General features: G+C 67.9%; 16 protein-coding genes. 7 read left to right on the forward strand and 9 right to left on the reverse strand.

What is annotated here, in order from left to right:
• The first annotated feature begins 178 nt into the window (after window positions 1-178).
• Complete coding sequence (locus ABIB15_RS01765) at window positions 179-784, forward strand: sigma-70 family RNA polymerase sigma factor (protein ID WP_354475127.1); 606 nt, start codon at window positions 179-181, stop codon at window positions 782-784.
• Window positions 781-1,653: an anti-sigma factor gene (locus ABIB15_RS01770; protein ID WP_502908896.1), complete on the forward strand. Its 873-nt coding sequence runs from the start codon at window positions 781-783 to the stop codon at window positions 1,651-1,653. Before ABIB15_RS01765 ends, ABIB15_RS01770 begins: the two co-directional genes overlap by 4 nt.
• Window positions 1,654-1,713: 60 nt before the next feature.
• Here the strand turns inward: ABIB15_RS01770 and pstB are convergent, their stop codons facing one another.
• The 8 genes from pstB to ABIB15_RS01810 form a co-directional block, all read right to left on the reverse strand.
• The gene (gene pstB, locus ABIB15_RS01775) at window positions 1,714-2,493 is read right to left on the reverse strand and encodes a phosphate ABC transporter ATP-binding protein PstB (RefSeq protein WP_354474767.1); all 780 of its coding nucleotides are present in this window, start codon (window positions 2,491-2,493) and stop codon (window positions 1,714-1,716) included.
• Between the two features lie 30 nt (window positions 2,494-2,523).
• Window positions 2,524-3,612: a phosphate ABC transporter permease PstA gene (gene pstA / locus ABIB15_RS01780; RefSeq protein ID WP_354474768.1), complete on the reverse strand. Its 1,089-nt coding sequence runs from the start codon at window positions 3,610-3,612 to the stop codon at window positions 2,524-2,526.
• The gene (gene pstC / locus ABIB15_RS01785) at window positions 3,612-4,544 is read right to left on the reverse strand and encodes a phosphate ABC transporter permease subunit PstC (protein WP_354474769.1); all 933 of its coding nucleotides are present in this window, start codon (window positions 4,542-4,544) and stop codon (window positions 3,612-3,614) included. The genes pstA and pstC overlap by 1 nt, the downstream gene beginning before the upstream one ends.
• Before the next feature lie 126 nt (window positions 4,545-4,670).
• On the reverse strand, window positions 4,671-5,765 hold the full coding sequence (locus ABIB15_RS01790) for a phosphate ABC transporter substrate-binding protein PstS (protein ID WP_354474771.1): 1,095 nt from the start codon (window positions 5,763-5,765) through the stop codon (window positions 4,671-4,673).
• Between the two features lie 143 nt (window positions 5,766-5,908).
• On the reverse strand, window positions 5,909-6,859 hold the full coding sequence (locus ABIB15_RS01795) for an NUDIX hydrolase (protein ID WP_354474773.1): 951 nt from the start codon (window positions 6,857-6,859) through the stop codon (window positions 5,909-5,911).
• Window positions 6,856-9,036, reverse strand: a complete 2,181-nt coding sequence (locus ABIB15_RS01800; RefSeq protein ID WP_354474774.1) for an RNA degradosome polyphosphate kinase — start codon at window positions 9,034-9,036, stop codon at window positions 6,856-6,858. The genes ABIB15_RS01795 and ABIB15_RS01800 overlap by 4 nt, the downstream gene beginning before the upstream one ends.
• Before the next feature lie 79 nt (window positions 9,037-9,115).
• Window positions 9,116-9,988: a mycothiol synthase gene (gene mshD / locus ABIB15_RS01805; protein WP_354474775.1), complete on the reverse strand. Its 873-nt coding sequence runs from the start codon at window positions 9,986-9,988 to the stop codon at window positions 9,116-9,118.
• Window positions 9,981-10,670 (reverse strand): response regulator transcription factor, encoded by a 690-nt coding sequence (locus ABIB15_RS01810; protein ID WP_354474777.1) that lies wholly within the window; start codon window positions 10,668-10,670, stop codon window positions 9,981-9,983. Before ABIB15_RS01810 ends, mshD begins: the two co-directional genes overlap by 8 nt.
• Before the next feature lie 109 nt (window positions 10,671-10,779).
• On the opposite strand from ABIB15_RS01810, the gene ABIB15_RS01815 reads away from it, so the two are divergent.
• The 4 genes from ABIB15_RS01815 to ABIB15_RS01830 all read left to right on the forward strand — a co-directional run bounded on the left by ABIB15_RS01815 (window position 10,780) and on the right by ABIB15_RS01830 (window position 13,977).
• A complete protein-coding gene (locus ABIB15_RS01815) occupies window positions 10,780-11,043 on the forward strand; it encodes a hypothetical protein (protein WP_354474778.1) in 264 nt (87 codons plus the stop codon).
• Between the two features lie 154 nt (window positions 11,044-11,197).
• A complete protein-coding gene (locus ABIB15_RS01820; protein ID WP_354474779.1) occupies window positions 11,198-11,794 on the forward strand; it encodes a heme-binding beta-barrel domain-containing protein in 597 nt (198 codons plus the stop codon).
• Entirely contained in the window at window positions 11,784-12,875 is a 1,092-nt protein-coding gene (gene ygfZ, locus ABIB15_RS01825; protein ID WP_354474780.1) for a CAF17-like 4Fe-4S cluster assembly/insertion protein YgfZ, read from the forward strand. Before ABIB15_RS01820 ends, ygfZ begins: the two co-directional genes overlap by 11 nt.
• A gap of 31 nt (window positions 12,876-12,906) precedes the next feature.
• Complete coding sequence (locus tag ABIB15_RS01830; RefSeq protein ID WP_354474782.1) at window positions 12,907-13,977, forward strand: FUSC family protein; 1,071 nt, start codon at window positions 12,907-12,909, stop codon at window positions 13,975-13,977.
• Window positions 13,978-14,002: 25 nt separating this feature from the next.
• Here the strand turns inward: ABIB15_RS01830 and ABIB15_RS01835 are convergent, their stop codons facing one another.
• Entirely contained in the window at window positions 14,003-14,794 is a 792-nt protein-coding gene (locus ABIB15_RS01835; protein WP_354474784.1) for a class I SAM-dependent methyltransferase, read from the reverse strand.
• Between the two features lie 62 nt (window positions 14,795-14,856).
• Between ABIB15_RS01835 and ABIB15_RS01840 the strand changes: the two genes are divergently transcribed.
• Window positions 14,857-15,600 (forward strand): phosphoglyceromutase, encoded by a 744-nt coding sequence (locus ABIB15_RS01840; RefSeq protein WP_354474786.1) that lies wholly within the window; start codon window positions 14,857-14,859, stop codon window positions 15,598-15,600.
• The last annotated feature ends 55 nt before the right edge of the window (window positions 15,601-15,655 follow it).

Here is a 15,655-nt window from a genome sequence, read left to right on the forward strand (position 1 = left end):
CCAATATTCGCCGCCTAGAGCGGCCGCACGCCGAGAGGCGTTCTGCGGTTCGGCCACACCCTCACAGCCTGCTCATGCGTGCCGCCGACCAATCCAATCTGGCGTCCGCTGCGAATCAAGAGCATGACAATCGCGTGTGGTGCACCCGCGGCGCACGCGATGGTGGGGAATGTTTGGCATGCTTAGACTCGTGCCCAGCATCAGTGAACCCAGTAAGGACTTTGCGTCCGACGTGGAGAGCGTCTCGAAGGAGGCACTTCTGCATCGCATCGCGGACGGCGATCAGCAGGCGTTCAGTCGGCTGTACGACGACGTTGCCCCCCGAGTTCTCGGTCTCATCCGTCGTCTGCTCATTGATCACGCACAGTCCGAAGAAGTAGCCCAGGAAGTCTTCCTGGAGATTTGGCAGACCGCCTCTCGTTTCGACGAGAACAAGGGTGGCGCGTCAACGTGGATTCTGACAATGGCGCACAGGCGTGCCGTCGATAGAATCCGATCGTCGCAGTCCTCCCGGGATCGCGACACCAAAGTCGGAATCCGGGACTTTGCCCCGGAGTACGATCACGTATCAGAAACAGTTGAAGTCACCATCGAGCACGAGAGGGTGAAGGAGGCCATGGCGCGATTGACCGAATTGCAACGTCAGGCCGTCTCCCTCGCGTACTACGGCGGCTACAGCCACAGCGAGGTCGCGACGCTCCTCAAGGTGCCAATCGGCACGGTGAAGACCCGCCTTCGTGACGGCATGATCAGACTTCGCGATGAACTGGGAGTCGCATCGTGACCGAACGCGATGAATTGCACCTCCTCACCGGGGCGTATGCACTCAACGCCCTTGACGAGTCCGAACGGGCTGCCGTCGAAAACTACCTTGCCCAATCAGAAGAAGCCCGAACGGAGGTGACCGAATTGTCTAACACTGCAATGATGCTGGGACTCGCGTCCCCGCCGGTGACCCCATCGCCCGAGTTCAAGGCCAACCTGATGGCGCTGATTTCAGCCACCCCTCAGCTCGGGAACGAACGGGCCTCGCACGCGGAGACGGATGCCGCGGTCACGCCGCTTGTCGCCGTGCCCCCGCTTCCGACCGTCGCGGCCGACGCCGTCCCCACCAACGAGCACCAAGCCAGCATCCGCAAGATTGCCGCAGGCACCAGCCGCAGCGCCGAAACACGCGCACACGCCCGCTGGTACCGCAGGCCCATGACGATGCTCGTTGCGGCCGCGGCGGCCGTCGCGCTGTTCGCCGGCGGGACTGTCGTGGGGCAGCAGTTCACCGACGCGACCTACCAGGACGCGATGGCCCAAGCCGCGAACCTCGCGGAACTGACAGCCGCGCCCGATGTCGAACGCTCCGAGTCGTCGGTGAGCGGCGGCGGAACGGCCACCCTCGTCTGGTCCGAGTCGCTCCAGCGTTCGGCGATGATGTTCGACGCCCTCCCCGAGCTCACCGGGGACCGCGTCTACCAGCTCTGGTACATCGGCGAATCCGGCGCCGTCGGCGCAGGCACCTTCAGTGCGTCGGCAGAGCAGGACTGGCGAATACTCGAGGGCTCGATCGGCGAGGCGAGCGCCGTCGGCGTGACAGTGGAGCCGAAGGGCGGCTCCGAGCAGCCGACGACGACGCCGATCGTGGTAATCGAAGACGCCTGACCCGCAGCGCAGCAATGCCCCCGTGCCCATGAGGTCGCGGGGGCATTCGTCTGCCGGGGCCTACCCGAACTTGCCTGACACGTAATCCTCTGTCGCCTGGATACTGGGCTTGGAGAAGATCGTCGTCGTGTCGTCGTACTCGATGAGCTTGCCGGGGTAGCCGGTTCCGGCGATGTTGAAGAACGCGGTGCGGTCGGAGACACGACTCGCCTGCTGCATGTTGTGGGTCACGATGACGATCGTGAAGTCCTTCTTGAGCTCCTCAATGAGGTCCTCGATCGCGAGAGTCGAGATCGGGTCGAGCGCCGAGCAGGGCTCGTCCATGAGGATGACCTCGGGCGAGACGGCCATCGCGCGCGCGATGCACAGGCGTTGCTGCTGGCCGCCGGACAGGCCGGAGCCGGGCTTGTCGAGGCGGTCCTTGACCTCATTCCAGAGGTTCGCTCCGCGCAGCGACTCCTCGACGAGGCCGTCGCTGTCGGACTTCGACATCCGCCGGTTGTTGAGCCTGACGCCCGCGAGCACGTTCTCGCGGATCGACATCGTCGGGAACGGGTTCGGACGCTGGAACACCATGCCGACCTGGCGGCGGACGAGAACGGGGTCGACTCCCGGGCCATACAGGTTGTTGCCGTCGATCATGACCTCACCCTCGACATACGCGCCGGGGATCACCTCGTGCATGCGGTTGAGCGTGCGCAGGAACGTGGTCTTGCCGCACCCGCTCGGGCCGATGAATGCCGTGACCGTTCGCGGCTCGATCGTGAGGGTGACGTCTTCTACGGCCTTGAACTTGCCGTAGTAGACGTTGAGGTCGTTCACTTCAATGCGCTTTGACACAGGTTTCCTTTAGGTCTGACGGGTGCAGTGTTAGCGGCCGAGCTTGGGCGAGAAGAACTTCGCGATAAGCCTGGCGATGAGGTTGAGGGCCATGACGATGAGCACGAGGGTGAGGGCTGCGGCCCAGGCCCGGTCGAGGTAGGACTGCACGTCGGTGCCTGGCGTCGAGTACTGGGTGTACACGAACACGGGCAGGGTCATGATTCGGTTGTTGAACAGGTCGTAGTTCATGCTCGCCGTGAAGCCGGCGATGATGAGCAACGGTGCGGTCTCTCCGATCACCCTGGCGATCGCCAGCGTGACGCCCGTGGTGATTCCCGCGATCGACGTGGGGATGACCACCTTGAGAATCGTCAGCCACTTCGGAACGCCGAGGGCATATGCGGCCTCGCGCAGCTCGTTGGGAACGATCTTCAGCATCTCCTCCGACGACCGCACGACAACGGGGATCATGAGCAGCGACAGTGCCACCGCGCCGCCGAATCCGAACCGGATGCCGGGATCATTCGTGATCAGGGAGAAGAACGCGAACGCGAACAGTCCGGCGACGATCGACGGAATGCCGGTCATCACGTCGACGAAGAAGGTGATTGCACGCGCGACGGCACCCTGCCCGTACTCGACGAGGTAGATGGCGGTCAGCAGCCCAACGGGAACCGAGATGACGGTGGCCATGCCGGTGATCAGGAGTGTGCCCGTGATTGCGTGCAGTGCGCCGCCGCCTTCGCCGACGACGTTGCGCATCGACTGGCTGAAGAACGCGGGGTCGAACCGGGAGAGCCCGTTACCGAGCACGGTCGAGACGAGCGACAGGAGCGGGATGAGGGCGATCAGAAACGCAGTGACGACGAGCGAGGTGACCAGCCTGTTGCGCGCTTGGCGGCCCCCCTCGACCAGGAAGGAGAGTACGAAAAGCATGATGTTGAACAGCACGGTGCCGAAGAAGACCGCACCGACGATCGAGTAGTCGCCGCCTGTGCTGAGCTGAACGATCGCGAAGACCCCGGCCGCGACCGCCCAGCATCCGGCGAGGATCGCCCACGTGGCCCACTTGGGCAGCCTGCTGGCGGTGAGCGTGTTGGTTATGCCGGTGGTCGCCGGTGCGATGGAGGTGGTCACTAGTTCGCTCCAGAGAACGCCTTGCGGCGATTGACGACAAATCGGGCGATCGAGTTGATGACGAGGGTGATGATGAAGAGAATGAGGCCCGTCGCGATGAGCGCGTTGACGCCGACACCGTACGCGTCCGGGAACTTCAGCGCGATGTTTCCTGCGATCGTGGACGGGTTCGTCGAGCTCGTCAGGACGAAGCTGATCACCACCGCGGGCGAGAGCACCATGGCGACAACCATCGTCTCGCCGAGTGCTCGGCCGAGCCCGAGCATCGCGGCCGAGACGATACCGGCGCGGCCGAAGGGAAGCACGGCCATCTGGATCATTTCGAGACGGGTGGCGCCGAGGGCCAGCGCCGCCTCCTCGTGCAGTCGCGGGGTCTGCAGGAAGATCTCCCGCGAGAGCGCGGTGATGATCGGGATGATCATGACGGCAAGCACGATGGCGACGGTGAGGACGGTGCGGCCGGTGCCGGAGACCGGCGGCGCGAACAGCGGGAACCAGCCGAAGTTGGTGACGAGCCAGTCATAGAACGGCGTGAGGAACGGGGCGAGGACCTTGATGCCCCAGAGACCGAAGACGACCGAGGGAACTGCGGCGAGGAGGTCGATGACATAGCCGAGCCCCTGGGCGATGCGGCGGGGGGCGTAGTGCGAAATGAAGAGAGCGATGCCGATTGACAGTGGGAAGGCGATGAGGAGCGCGATGGCGGCGGCCCAGACCGTTCCGAAAGCGAGGGGGGCGACATAGGCCCAGAAGCTCGTCGGGGATCCCTCGAGTTCGGCCGGGTCGGCAACGAGTGCGGGGATGCTCTGAACGATGAGGAACAGGGCGACGGCCGCGAGGGCCACGAGGATGAGCACCCCGGCGATGAGGGTGCTGCCGGAGAAGATGCGGTCTGCGGGGCGGACCTTCGCGCGTGGTATCGCTGCTGTCATGGTGGTTCTTCCTGCGGCCCGTCTGCTGGGGGTGGGGGGAGGCTGAGGGGCGGGGCCCAATCGGCAAGCTGCGGCGACACGTGTCGAAGACACGGTCGCCGCAGCCAGTCGACGCGGTTTACGCTACTAGCTCATGATGTCGATTGCAGCCGTCACCTTCTCGAAGAGCGTGTCGGAGATCGGAGCCGAACCGGCATCTGCCGCGGCGACCGCCTGGCCCTCGGGGCTCGCCATGTAGGTGAAGTAGTCCTTCACGAGCGCACCCTGGTCGGAGTCGGCGTACGTTTCGCAGCCGACGAGGTAGGCGACGAGCACAACCGGGTAGGCGTCGCTGTCGGGAGTGCGGTCGAGTTCGATCGAGAGGTCGAAGTCGGGGCGTCCCTCGATGAACGGCGAGGCGTCCACAATGGCCGCTGCGGCCTCGGGGGAGTACTCGACGAACTCGGCGCCGACCTGGACGGCGACGGTTCCGAGCTCACCGGCGCGCGAGGCATCCGCGTAGCCGATGGTGCCGGTTCCGTTGGTCACCGCGTCGACGACACCGGAGGTGCCCTGTGCGGCCTCGCCGGACTCGATCGGCCAGACGCCGTCGGCTTCGTAGGTCCAGACATCGGGGGCGGCTGCAGCGAGGTAGTCGGTGAAGTTCTCGGTCGTGCCGGAGTCGTCCGAGCGGTGTACGGGGGTGATGCTCGTCGCCGGGAGCTCGACGCCCTCGTTCAGCGCGGCGATCTCCGGCGCATCCCACGACGTGATCTCGCCGGCGAAGATGCCCGCGATGGTCGCGGGGTCGAGGTTGAGCGAGTCGATGCCGTCGAGGCTGAAGATCACGGCGATCGGCGAGACGTAGAGCGGGAGCTGCACGATGCCGCTGTCGGGTGCGCACGCGGCGAAGCCGCCGGCGGCGACCTCTTCGTCGTTGAATGCGCGGTCGGTTCCCGCGAAGTCGCTGCCGCCGGCGAGGAAGGTCTCGCGACCGGCTCCGGAGCCGGAGGGGTCGTAGTTGATGGTGACACCCTCGTTGGCCGTCTGGTACTCGGCGATCCAGGTCTCCTGCGCCGCGCCGACGGCGGACGAACCCGCGCCGACCAGGGTGCCGGTGAGCTCGGAGCCCGAGTCGGACTCGGTCGGCGTGGCCCCGCCCTCGTTGGTTGCGCAGGAGGAGAGCAGGATGGTGCCGGCTATGGCGATGACGGCCGCGCGGCCGAGACGTGTGGAGTTCACGATGTTCCCTTCGGGAGGTGCTGTTTGCTGTGGTGGGCCGGTGCTGGCCCACGACGTGACGTTACTCAGTGCCCATGACCACGTTCGACTGTTTTGGTGAACGGAAGGTGAACAACCCGCGAACGCCGTACCCGCTACGGGCGTCAGAAACTGGCGGGGGAGTGCACTTCGACCGCGACGATCCCGGCGGTCGGATCGGCGACCGACAGGTGCACGACGGCGAAGTCGCCCGTCGCGAGGGATGACGCGTGGCGCAGCTCCGCGCCGCGGGGGCTGCCGGCGCACGCAGCGATCTCGTCGATGATCTCGGGAAGCACGGGCCCATGGCTGCACAGCACAGCGGTGTCCCTCTTCGCGACGCGCTTGCTGATGACGCGGTGCACATTCGCGACGCCGTCTTCGTGCGCGTCCTGGCTGATCGCGGCCGTCGCCTTGACGTCGAGCCAGAGCATTGTCGCCAGCGGCTCGATCGTGGAGATGCAGCGAGCGGCGGTGCTGCTGATGAGCTTCGTCGGTCGGTAGGCGGCGATCGCGCGTGCCGCTGCCCTGGCCTCCTCGATGCCGGCATGCTCGAGCGGCCTCGTGGAGTCGGGGCCGTTCCAGGAGCTCGCGGGGACGGCCTTGCCGTGGCGGAGGGCGACCACCGCGAAGGTGCGAAGGGTGTCGTTCTCGACCCGCGCGGCAAACCGGTCGATGAGCTCCCTGTCACGCTCGTAGCTGAGCATCGCGCGGGCCGCCTTGAGGGTGACCCACTCGGTCGAGGTGACCTCGAAACTGGGCACGAAGTTCGACGCCGCAATGGCGGCCTCGGTCGCTTCCGCGGCCCAGTAGTGCACGATCTTGTCGCGACCGGTCGGCAGAGGGTACTCGGTCTCGCCGAGCGGCGCCCCGAGGGTGACCGCGAGGCCCGTCTCCTCGAGCGTCTCGCGCACGGCCGCCTCGGGCAGCGACTCGCGGGGCTCGAGCTTGCCCTTCGGGAGGGAGATGTCTCCGCGGTTGGCGCGGTGCACGAGCAGCACGCGTGCCTTGCCGCCCGTCATCCGCCAGCACACGACGCCCGCGGCGACCACCGTCGACGGCACGGTCAGGGTCACCGGCGCACCCCCGGGCGTTTGCGCTGGGAAATCCGTCTCATCATGACGTTCTGCATGTCGCGCAGCGGCGTGCCATCGGCGGCGAGGTGGTGCCTGGTCCAGGTGCCGTCGCCCGCGAGCTTCCACGCGGCGGTGTCCTCCGACATCGCGAGGGCGAAGAGGCTCTCGACGGCGCGCAGGTGTTCCGGGCTCGTGAGCCGAACGAGCGCCTCGATCCGGCGGTCGAGATTGCGGTGCATCATGTCGGCGCTGCCGATATAGACGTTCGGGTCGCCGCCATTGTGGAAGGAGAAGATCCGGGAATGCTCGAGGTAGCGCCCCAGAACGGAGCGCACCGTGATGTTCTCGCTGAGCCCGGGCACGCCGGGCTTGAGCGTGCAGATGCCGCGGATGACCATCTGAACGGGCACACCGGCGTTGCTCGCCTCATACAGCGCATCGATGACCGCCTCGTCCACGATCGAGTTGAGCTTGATCTGGATGCCGGAGGGGGAGCCGGCCAGCGCGGCCGCAGTTTCGGCCCTGATGGCCTTGATGAGCCCCTTGCGCAGGTGCAGAGGGGCGACAAGGAGGCGCTTGAACTTCTTCTCGATCGCGTAGCCGGAGAGCTCGTTGAACAGCCTGGTGAGGTCCTTGCCGACGACGTCGTCCGCCGTCAGCAGGCCGAGGTCTTCGTACAGGCGGGAGGTCTTCGGGTTGTAGTTGCCGGTACCGATGTGGCTGTAGTGCCGCAGGCGCCCGTCCTCCTGGCGAACGACGAGCGCGAGCTTGCAGTGGGTCTTCAGGCCGACGATGCCGTACACGACGTGCACTCCTGCCTTCTCGAGCTTGCGGGCCCAGTTGATGTTCGCGGACTCGTCGAACCTCGCCTTGATCTCGACCAGGGCGAGCACCTGCTTGCCGGCCTCGGCCGCGTTGATGAGCGCCTCGACGATCGGGCTGTCGCCGCTCGTGCGGTACAGGGTCTGCTTGATGGCGAGCACATTGGGGTCGGACGCGGCCTGCTCGAGGAACGCCTGCACGCTTGTCGCGAACGACTCGTAGGGGTGGTGCAGCAGGATGTCCTGCCGGGCGATCGACGCGAAGATGTCGGCGCCAGCACCGGGTTCGGTCGGCATGAGTTGGGTCGCCGTCGTCGGAACATGCTTGCGGTACTTCAGCTGCGGGCGGTCGATCTTCGTGATGTCGAACAGGCCGGCGAGGTCGAGCGGCGCCGGCAGCCGGTAGACCTCCTGGTCGGTGATCCCGAGCTCCCGCACGAGCAGGTCGAGGGTGACCGGGTCCATGTCGTCGGTGATCTCGAGCCGGATCGGCGGGCCGAAGCGGCGCCGCAGCAGCTCGCGCTCAAGCGTTTGGATGAGGTTCTCCGACTCGTCCTCCTCGACCTGCACGTCTTCGTTGCGCGTCACCCGGAACTCGTGGTGGTCGAGGATCTCCATTCCGGGGAAGAGGTGGCTGAGGTGATTCGAGATGAGGTCTTCGAGGGGGATGAAGCGCAGCATCCCGCTTCCGTCATCCGGCAGCTGCACGAAGCGCGCGAGCACGGGCGGCACCTTGAGCCGCGCGAACTCCTCGCGGTCGGTCTTGGGGTTGCGGATGCGCACCGACAGGTTCAGCGAGAGCCCGGAGATGTAGGGGAACGGATGTGCCGGGTCGACGGCGAGCGGCATGAGCACCGGGAAGATCTGCGACGAGAAGATCTCCTCGACTCGCACCCGGTCGGCCGGGCCGAGGTCGGCCCAGGTCTCGATGTGGATGCCCGCCTCGTCGAGGGCGGGCTTCACGAGGTCGGTGAAGGCGGCGGCGTGCCGGGTCTGCAGCTCGTGGGCGCGCGCGGCGATGTCGCTCAGCACGTCGCCCGGAGCACGGCCGACGTTCGTCGGAACGGCCAGGCCTGTCACGATCCGGCGTTTGAGGCCAGCGACGCGCACCATGAAGAACTCGTCGAGGTTGCCCGCGAAGATCGCGAGGAAGTTGGCCCGCTCGAGGAGCGGCAGGTCGGGGTCTTCGGCGAGCTCGAGAACCCGGGTGTTGAACGCAAGCCAGCTCAGCTCGCGGTCGAGAAACCGGTCGGGCGCGAGGGCGCCCGTGTCGGACCAGGTCCACTCGTCGTCGTACTCGTCGTCAAGGAAGTCCGCGCCGACGGCGGCGACCACGGGATAGATGTCGCTGTCCATCCGACCATCATGACAGCATGCCGCCGCCGCCCCTGTGCGAATTCGCTAACGGGGTGTGAACCGCGCGCGCAGGTGCCGTTCAGCTCGCGCTGGCGGGCCGCGACGAGTACTGGATGTCGATCGAGTGATCGACGAAACCGACTGAACGGTACAGGGCAACGGCCGCGGTGTTCTCCGCCTCAACGTAGAGGTTCGACTCGCGGATGCCGCGCGCTGCGAGCCGCTGGAGACCGGCGGCGACGAGGCCCCTGCCGAGGCCGCGGCCCTGGGCGGCAGGGGAGACCCCGACGGCGTAGAACTCGCCGATCCCGCCCTCGACCTTGAGCCAGCAGAATCCGATCATCGAGCCGTCGTCGCCCGAGGCGATCAGGAAGTCGGCCGGCTCGAACCACGACTCGGCTTTGCGCGCGTCGAGGTCGGCCTGGCTGAGGGCGCCCTGCTCCGCGTGGTCGGCGAAGGCCAGCGCGTTGAGTGCGATCCACTCGGCGTCATCGGCGCCGGGCTGGAAGGCGCGCACCTCGGTGGCGCCGCCGGGCGCGCGCACCGGGCTCAGCCGCAGCTGCAGCAGTTCGCGCACCGGCTCCAGGCCGGAGCGGGCGGCGAGGCTGCGGGCGTCCGGGTGGTCGCCGTGGGCCCAGATCAATGCGTTGCCGCCCGACCGGGCCAGCACATCCGCGAGCAGGCGCGCGCCGAGCCCGCGGCGTCGGCGGTCCGGGCTCACGACGATCTCGGCCTCCGCCGGCGCAGCTCCCGTCGTCATAATCGCGATGCCCGAGATCACGCCGTCGACCTCAATGGCGGCGCCGAGCCTCGCCCCCGCCCACAGGTCCACGAGGGACTGGTCGGAGAACGGCGGCTGCCCGTCGGCGCGTGTCGCCGCAGCGATCAGCAGCGCGAGACGGTTGGCGTGCTCGGCCACGGTCGGGTCGAGCGGAATGAGCAGGTCAGGCATGGACGGACTGGCCGCGGAGCTCGTCGTCGTCGTGCAGGTTGAACCGGTAGCCGACGTTGCGCACGGTTCCGATGAGCGACTCGAGGTCGCCGAGCTTCGCGCGCAGGCGCCGCACGTGCACGTCGACGGTGCGGGTGCCGCCGAAGTAGTCGTAGCCCCACACCTCGCTGAGCAGCTGCTCGCGGGTGAACACGCGCGACGGGTGCGTGGCGAGGAAGCGCAGAAGCTCGAATTCCTTGAAGGTGAGGTCGAGCGGACGCCCGTGGACTTTCGCTGAGTAGCTCGCCTCGTCGATCACGACGCCCGAGGCGTGGATCTTATGGCTCATCTGGTCCTGCGACTGGCGAGCGATGACGAGGCGGATGCGGGCGTCGACCTCCGCCGGACCGGCGTTCTCGAGGATGACGTCGTCGATGCCCCACTCCGCGTTGACGGCCGTGAGCCCGCCCTCGGTGAGCACGAGCAGCAGCGGCACGTTGATGCCGGTGGTCTTGAGGATCTTGCACAGCGACTTCGCACTCGCAAGGTCCTGGCGGGCGTCGACCAGCAGCAGGTCGCAGCTCGGCGCGTTGATCAGCTGCGCGGGCTCCGCCGGGATCTGGCGTGTCTTGTGGCTGAGCAGGCCGAGGGCGGGGAGCACCTCGCTGTTGACCGCAGGGGTCAATATCAACAGCTGTGCCACGCGTCCTCCAGAAGGGCCGAGTCTGCAGTCTATAAGTCCAGGGAGACCCGGCATCGCGGCGAAGTCGCCGCCGCACACCGAAGTGCGGGCGGTAGGGCACAATTGGAGCATGGCGGCTCACCTCAGCACGGCGATCCCCGTGTGGGTTGCGGCGGCGATCGGAGCGCTCCTCATCGGGGTTTTCGCCCCGACCGACGAGTACCTGGTCTGGATTCCGGTCGCCATGGCATCGGCCGTGCTGATGACCTTCGTCATCCAGGTCGCGACGACCCAGAAGAAGGGGCTCGTCGACCGGATCATGCTCAGTGTTGGCGGCGCCATCCTCGTGCTCGCCGCCGCGACCGGCGTGCTGAGCCTCGTCGCCGCCGGGTGAGGTTAGAATCGGATCATGTCTCTCCTCGCAATCGAGCTGTTCTTCGTCGGCCTTCTTGTGCTCGCGTCGCTGTCGATCGGGTACATCTCGGTGCTCGTGGTCTACAACCTCTACAAGGGCCAGCGCTGACGCCCACCGCAATCCGGGAGTTGTCATGATCGAACTCGACTCCAATCTTCCCGCCGAGCTGGTCCCGCTCTCATGGCTCCTCGGCGTCTGGGAGGGCACCGGCGTGGTCAATTACGACACCGGCGACGGCCTCCGCAACTACGAGTTCGGGCACCGGCTGAGCTTCAGCCACGACGGCCTCCCGCACCTCAACTACACCTCGTACACCTGGCTCCTCGACGAGGGCCTGACGCCGCTCGCGACCGAGACCGGCTACTGGCGGCTCAGTCGCCCCGCGACCGAGGCCGACCCCGGCCCCGGTCTCCTGCCCGGCGTCGGGGTGACGCCGTTCACGACCGCGAGCGCCGTCGAGACGCTGCGCAACCCGGGCAATGCGTTCGACATCGAGGTGTCGATCCTCCACCCCGGTGGCGTGAGCGAGCTCTACATCGGCGAGGTCAAAGGGCCCCGCATCGACCTCGCGACCGACGCGGTGCTGCGTTCGGTCAACTCCAAGGAGCACGCGGCCTCGACGCGGCTCTACGGACTCGTCGAGAACCACCTGCTCTGGGCCTGGGACATCGCCGCGCTCGGCCAGGGTTTGCGCACCCACGCCTCAGGAAGGCTGTCCCGTGACGAGTGAATTTCTGGGGCTCCCCGGCGCCGTCGAGGCTACCGGAGCAGACGCGGGCGTGGCCGCCCACTACGGCGACCCGTTCCGTGAGCAGCGGGCGCTCGCCCGCGGCGAGGCGGTCGTGGACCTGTCGCACCGAGCCGTGCTCTCGGTCTCGGGAAGTGACCGGCTGAGCTGGATCGACTCGATCACCAGCCAGGCGGTCACGGGCATGCGGCCGGGCGAGTCGAGCGAGACGCTGCTGCTCGACCAGCACGGACACCTCGAGTACGCGGTCGGGCTGCTCGACGACGGCGAGACCCTGTGGATGCTGCTCGAAGCGTCCGAGGCTCCCGGCCTGCTCGACTGGCTCACCAAAATGCGCTTCATGCTGAGGGTCGAGCCGACCGACCGCTCCGCCGAGTTCGCCGTCATCGGCGCCGTTGGCGACGCAGGCCTCCCGGCCGCTGCCCCCGCCGGGGTGCCGCTCATCTGGCGTGACCCGTGGACGTCGGTCGCGCCGGGCGGGCACCAGTACGCCGCGGCTGACGGGCATCCGGCTGCCGACTGGCACTGGACCCAGACCATCGTCCCCCGCACCGCCCTCGCCGAGATCGCGGCGACGCGGCCCGCTGCGGGGCTTCTCGCGGCCGAGGCGCTCCGGATCGCAGCCTGGCGCCCGCGGGCCGCGACCGAGGTGGACGAGCGGAGCATCCCGCACGAGCTCGACTGGCTGCGCTCCGCGGTGCACCTCACGAAGGGCTGCTACCGCGGCCAGGAGACCGTGGCCAAGGTGCACAACCTCGGGCATCCGCCCCGCCGCCTCGTGATGCTGCACCTCGACGGATCGGATGCCGTGTTGCCGCAGCCCGGCGACGAGGTGATGCTCGGCGACAAGTCCGTCGGAAAGGTCACCTCCTCGGCGATCCACTTCGAGCTCGGGCCGATCGCTCTCGCCGTGCTCAAGCGCTCCGCCGACCCGGCCAGCACACTCACGGTCGCCACGGGTGACACGAGGGTCGCGGCGGCGCAGGAGATCATCGTGCCTCCGGATGCGGGTGCGACGGCCGGTGTTCCGCGGATCCCGCGGCTCGGTGCCGTGCGCCGCTGACATGGCGGCCTCCCGCTCGGCCGATGGCGCGATGCGACGGCTCGAACGGTCCCTGCGGCGCCGCATCGAGCTGACCCAGCGACTGCGCCGGGTTCGCAACTCGATCCCCGCGGCCGTGCAGATCATGGTCGCCGCCACCGCGTCGTTTCTGATCGCCCGTTTCCTGCTCGGCCACGACTCCCCGGTCGTCGCGGTCACCGTGACGATCACCGCCCTCGGTTTCGCCCGGGATGCGAGCCCGCGGCGGGTTCTCGACATCGTCGTCGGCATCCTGATCGGCATCAGCCTGAGCGAGCTCATGCTGATCCTCGTCGGGTCGGGAACCTGGCAGCTCGCTCTCGTGCTCGTGATGACCCTGCTCGTGGCGAGGTTCATTTCGCCGAGCGCGGCGTTCGCGGTCGCGGCGGGGGTGCAGTCGATGCTCGTGATGGTGCTTCCGCCGCCGGAGGGAGGGGTCTTCGTCCGGAGCCTCGATGGCGTTGTCGCCGGCGTCGTGGCGCTCCTCGTGACCGCGCTCATTCCGCGCGACCCCCGGCGTGCGGCCGAGCGCGACGCGAAGAAGCTGTTTGCGACGCTCGACGAGGCGCTCGGCACCCTCGTCGTCGCGCTCGAGACTGCCGACGAGCCGGCCGCGGACCTCGCGCTCACCCGGCTGCGCCGCACGCAGCAGATCATCGACGAGTGGACGACGTCGCTCGGTTCGGCGATCGGCATCGCGAGAATCTCCCCGTTCTTGCGTCGGCACCTGCCAGAGCTGCGCGCCCAGTGGCGACTGCTGAGCTGCCTCGATCTCGCCTCGAGGCATCTGCGGATCATCACCCGCCGAGCCGACTTCCTCGTGCGCGACGGCAGGGAGAGGCCGGAACTCGCGACGCTCATCACCGACGTTCGGACGGGCATCCGCCTGTTGCGGACTGATCAGGAGCAGGCGCGCGAGCATCTCACCGAGGTCGCCTGGCGGTTGTCGCCGGAGGCCGTCCTGCCCGGGTCGGAGCTGACCGAGTCGGTGCTCGTGCTGCTGATCCGCCCGCTCATCGTCGATCTCCTGACCGCGACGGGCATGAACGCCAGCGACGCGAGGAAGTCGCTCCCCGAGCCCTAGCGAGGGGTCCTCCGGGTGGGCGCAGCTACCGCGCGTGCCAGTCGAAGTCGAGCGGCTCGACCGCCGACCACGGCACGGTCAGCTCGCCAAGCCTCCACCGGTTGAGCCCGCCGAGCACCGGCCAGCCGTCGGAGGCGAGACCGCGCACGGTGCCGATCCAGCGCTGCCTCGGCGAGAAGCTCGCCAGCGCCGCAGTGAACTGCCAGTGGCGGTCGAGGCCCTGTAGGAAATCGTGGATGCGCTCGCCCGGCACGTTGCGGTGGATCAGCGCCTTCGGCAGCCGCTCGGCGACGATCGAGGGCTTCTCCAGCCCGTCGAGCCGGAGGCTGACCGTGAGGCTGGTCGGGCCGGTTGCCCCGACATTCGCCCAGCTGGCGACCCGGCCGACTTCGTTGCAGGTGCCCTCGACGAGCACGCCGCCCGGCGCGAGCCGCGCGGTCATCCGTCGCCACTGCTCGAGAACCCCCGACTCGTCGTACTGGCGCAGCACGTTGAAGGCGCGGATGACGTTCGCCGAGCGGCCGCCGAGTGGAACCTCGAACCCGCCGAGTCGGAACGCGACTCCAGGCCGGGCAGACACCGTCGCCCGCGCGACCCGCTCGGGGTCGATCTCGACCCCGACGACCTCGACGGCAGGGCGCAGCCGGGCGAGGCGGTGGTGCAGCTCGAGCGTGGTCGTGGCCGACGCGCCGAACCCGAGGTCGACGACAAGGGGGGCGGGCTCGCTCAGGAACGCGGGGAGCTGCGCGATCCACCGGTCCACGCGCCGCAGGCGGTTCGTGCCCGTCGTGCCGCGAGTGACTGAACCGATGGGCATTGCCCCATTCTCCCCTGCGACCGGTTCGCGATCGGAACCCGGGCCGTCGATAAGCTTGCCGCATGACCTACACCCTCATTCTTTTGCGCCACGGGCAGTCCACCTGGAATCAGGAAAACCTCTTCACCGGTTGGGTGGATGTGCCATTGAGCGACCTCGGCGCGCAGGAGGCCCGCCGCGCAGGCGAGCTGCTCGTGTCGTCCGGCATGCTTCCCGACGTCCTGCACACCTCGGTGCTCAAGCGCGCGATCCAGACCGCCAACATCGCCCTCGACGTCGCCGACCGCGACTGGATCGACGTGCGCCGGTCGTGGCGCCTGAACGAGCGTCACTATGGCGCCCTGCAGGGCAAGGACAAGGCGCAGACCCTCGCCGAGTACGGACCGGAGCAGTTCAAGACCTGGCGCCGCTCGTTCGACGTGCCGCCGCCTCCCCTCGACGACGACGACAAGTACTCCCAGGCGCACGATCCCCGCTACGCGACTCTCGGCGACGACCTTCCGCGCACCGAGTCGTTGAAGCTCGTGATCGATCGGATGCTGCCGTACTGGGAGTCCGACATCAAGCCCGACCTGGCCGCGGGCAAGAACGTGCTCGTGACCGCCCACGGCAACTCGCTGCGCGCCCTCGTGAAGCACCTCGACGGTATCTCCGACGCCGACATCGCCGACCTGAACATCCCGACCGGCATCCCACTGCTCTATGAGCTCGATACGGATTTCGCTCCCGTGAAGCCGGGCCGGTACCTCGACCCGGAGGCCGCCGCCGCCGGGGCCGCCGCGGTGGCCGCGCAGGGCAAGAAGTAGCCAGCAGCACGAAAAAGGGGAGGGACGCCGCGTGCGTCTCTCCCCTTTTTTTTCG

This window comes from Marisediminicola sp. UYEF4 (genome assembly GCF_040546025.1).
Taxonomy (GTDB): domain Bacteria; phylum Actinomycetota; class Actinomycetes; order Actinomycetales; family Microbacteriaceae; genus Marisediminicola.

What these genes read in the sequence shown, in the direction of transcription:
- ABIB15_RS01820 (WP_354474779.1), top strand. Translation starts at nt 11,198, where the DNA reads ATGATCGAACTCGACTCCAATCTTCCCGCCGAGCTGGTCCCGCTCTCA.
- ABIB15_RS01800 (WP_354474774.1), bottom strand. Translation starts at nt 9,036, where the DNA reads ATGGACAGCGACATCTATCCCGTGGTCGCCGCCGTCGGCGCGGACTTC.
- pstC (WP_354474769.1), bottom strand. Translation starts at nt 4,544, where the DNA reads ATGACAGCAGCGATACCACGCGCGAAGGTCCGCCCCGCAGACCGCATC.
- ABIB15_RS01765 (WP_354475127.1), top strand. Translation starts at nt 179, where the DNA reads ATGCTTAGACTCGTGCCCAGCATCAGTGAACCCAGTAAGGACTTTGCG.
- ABIB15_RS01835 (WP_354474784.1), bottom strand. Translation starts at nt 14,794, where the DNA reads ATGCCCATCGGTTCAGTCACTCGCGGCACGACGGGCACGAACCGCCTG.
- ABIB15_RS01830 (WP_354474782.1), top strand. Translation starts at nt 12,907, where the DNA reads ATGCGACGGCTCGAACGGTCCCTGCGGCGCCGCATCGAGCTGACCCAG.
- ABIB15_RS01840 (WP_354474786.1), top strand. Translation starts at nt 14,857, where the DNA reads ATGACCTACACCCTCATTCTTTTGCGCCACGGGCAGTCCACCTGGAAT.
- ABIB15_RS01815 (WP_354474778.1), top strand. Translation starts at nt 10,780, where the DNA reads ATGGCGGCTCACCTCAGCACGGCGATCCCCGTGTGGGTTGCGGCGGCG.
- mshD (WP_354474775.1), bottom strand. Translation starts at nt 9,988, where the DNA reads ATGCCTGACCTGCTCATTCCGCTCGACCCGACCGTGGCCGAGCACGCC.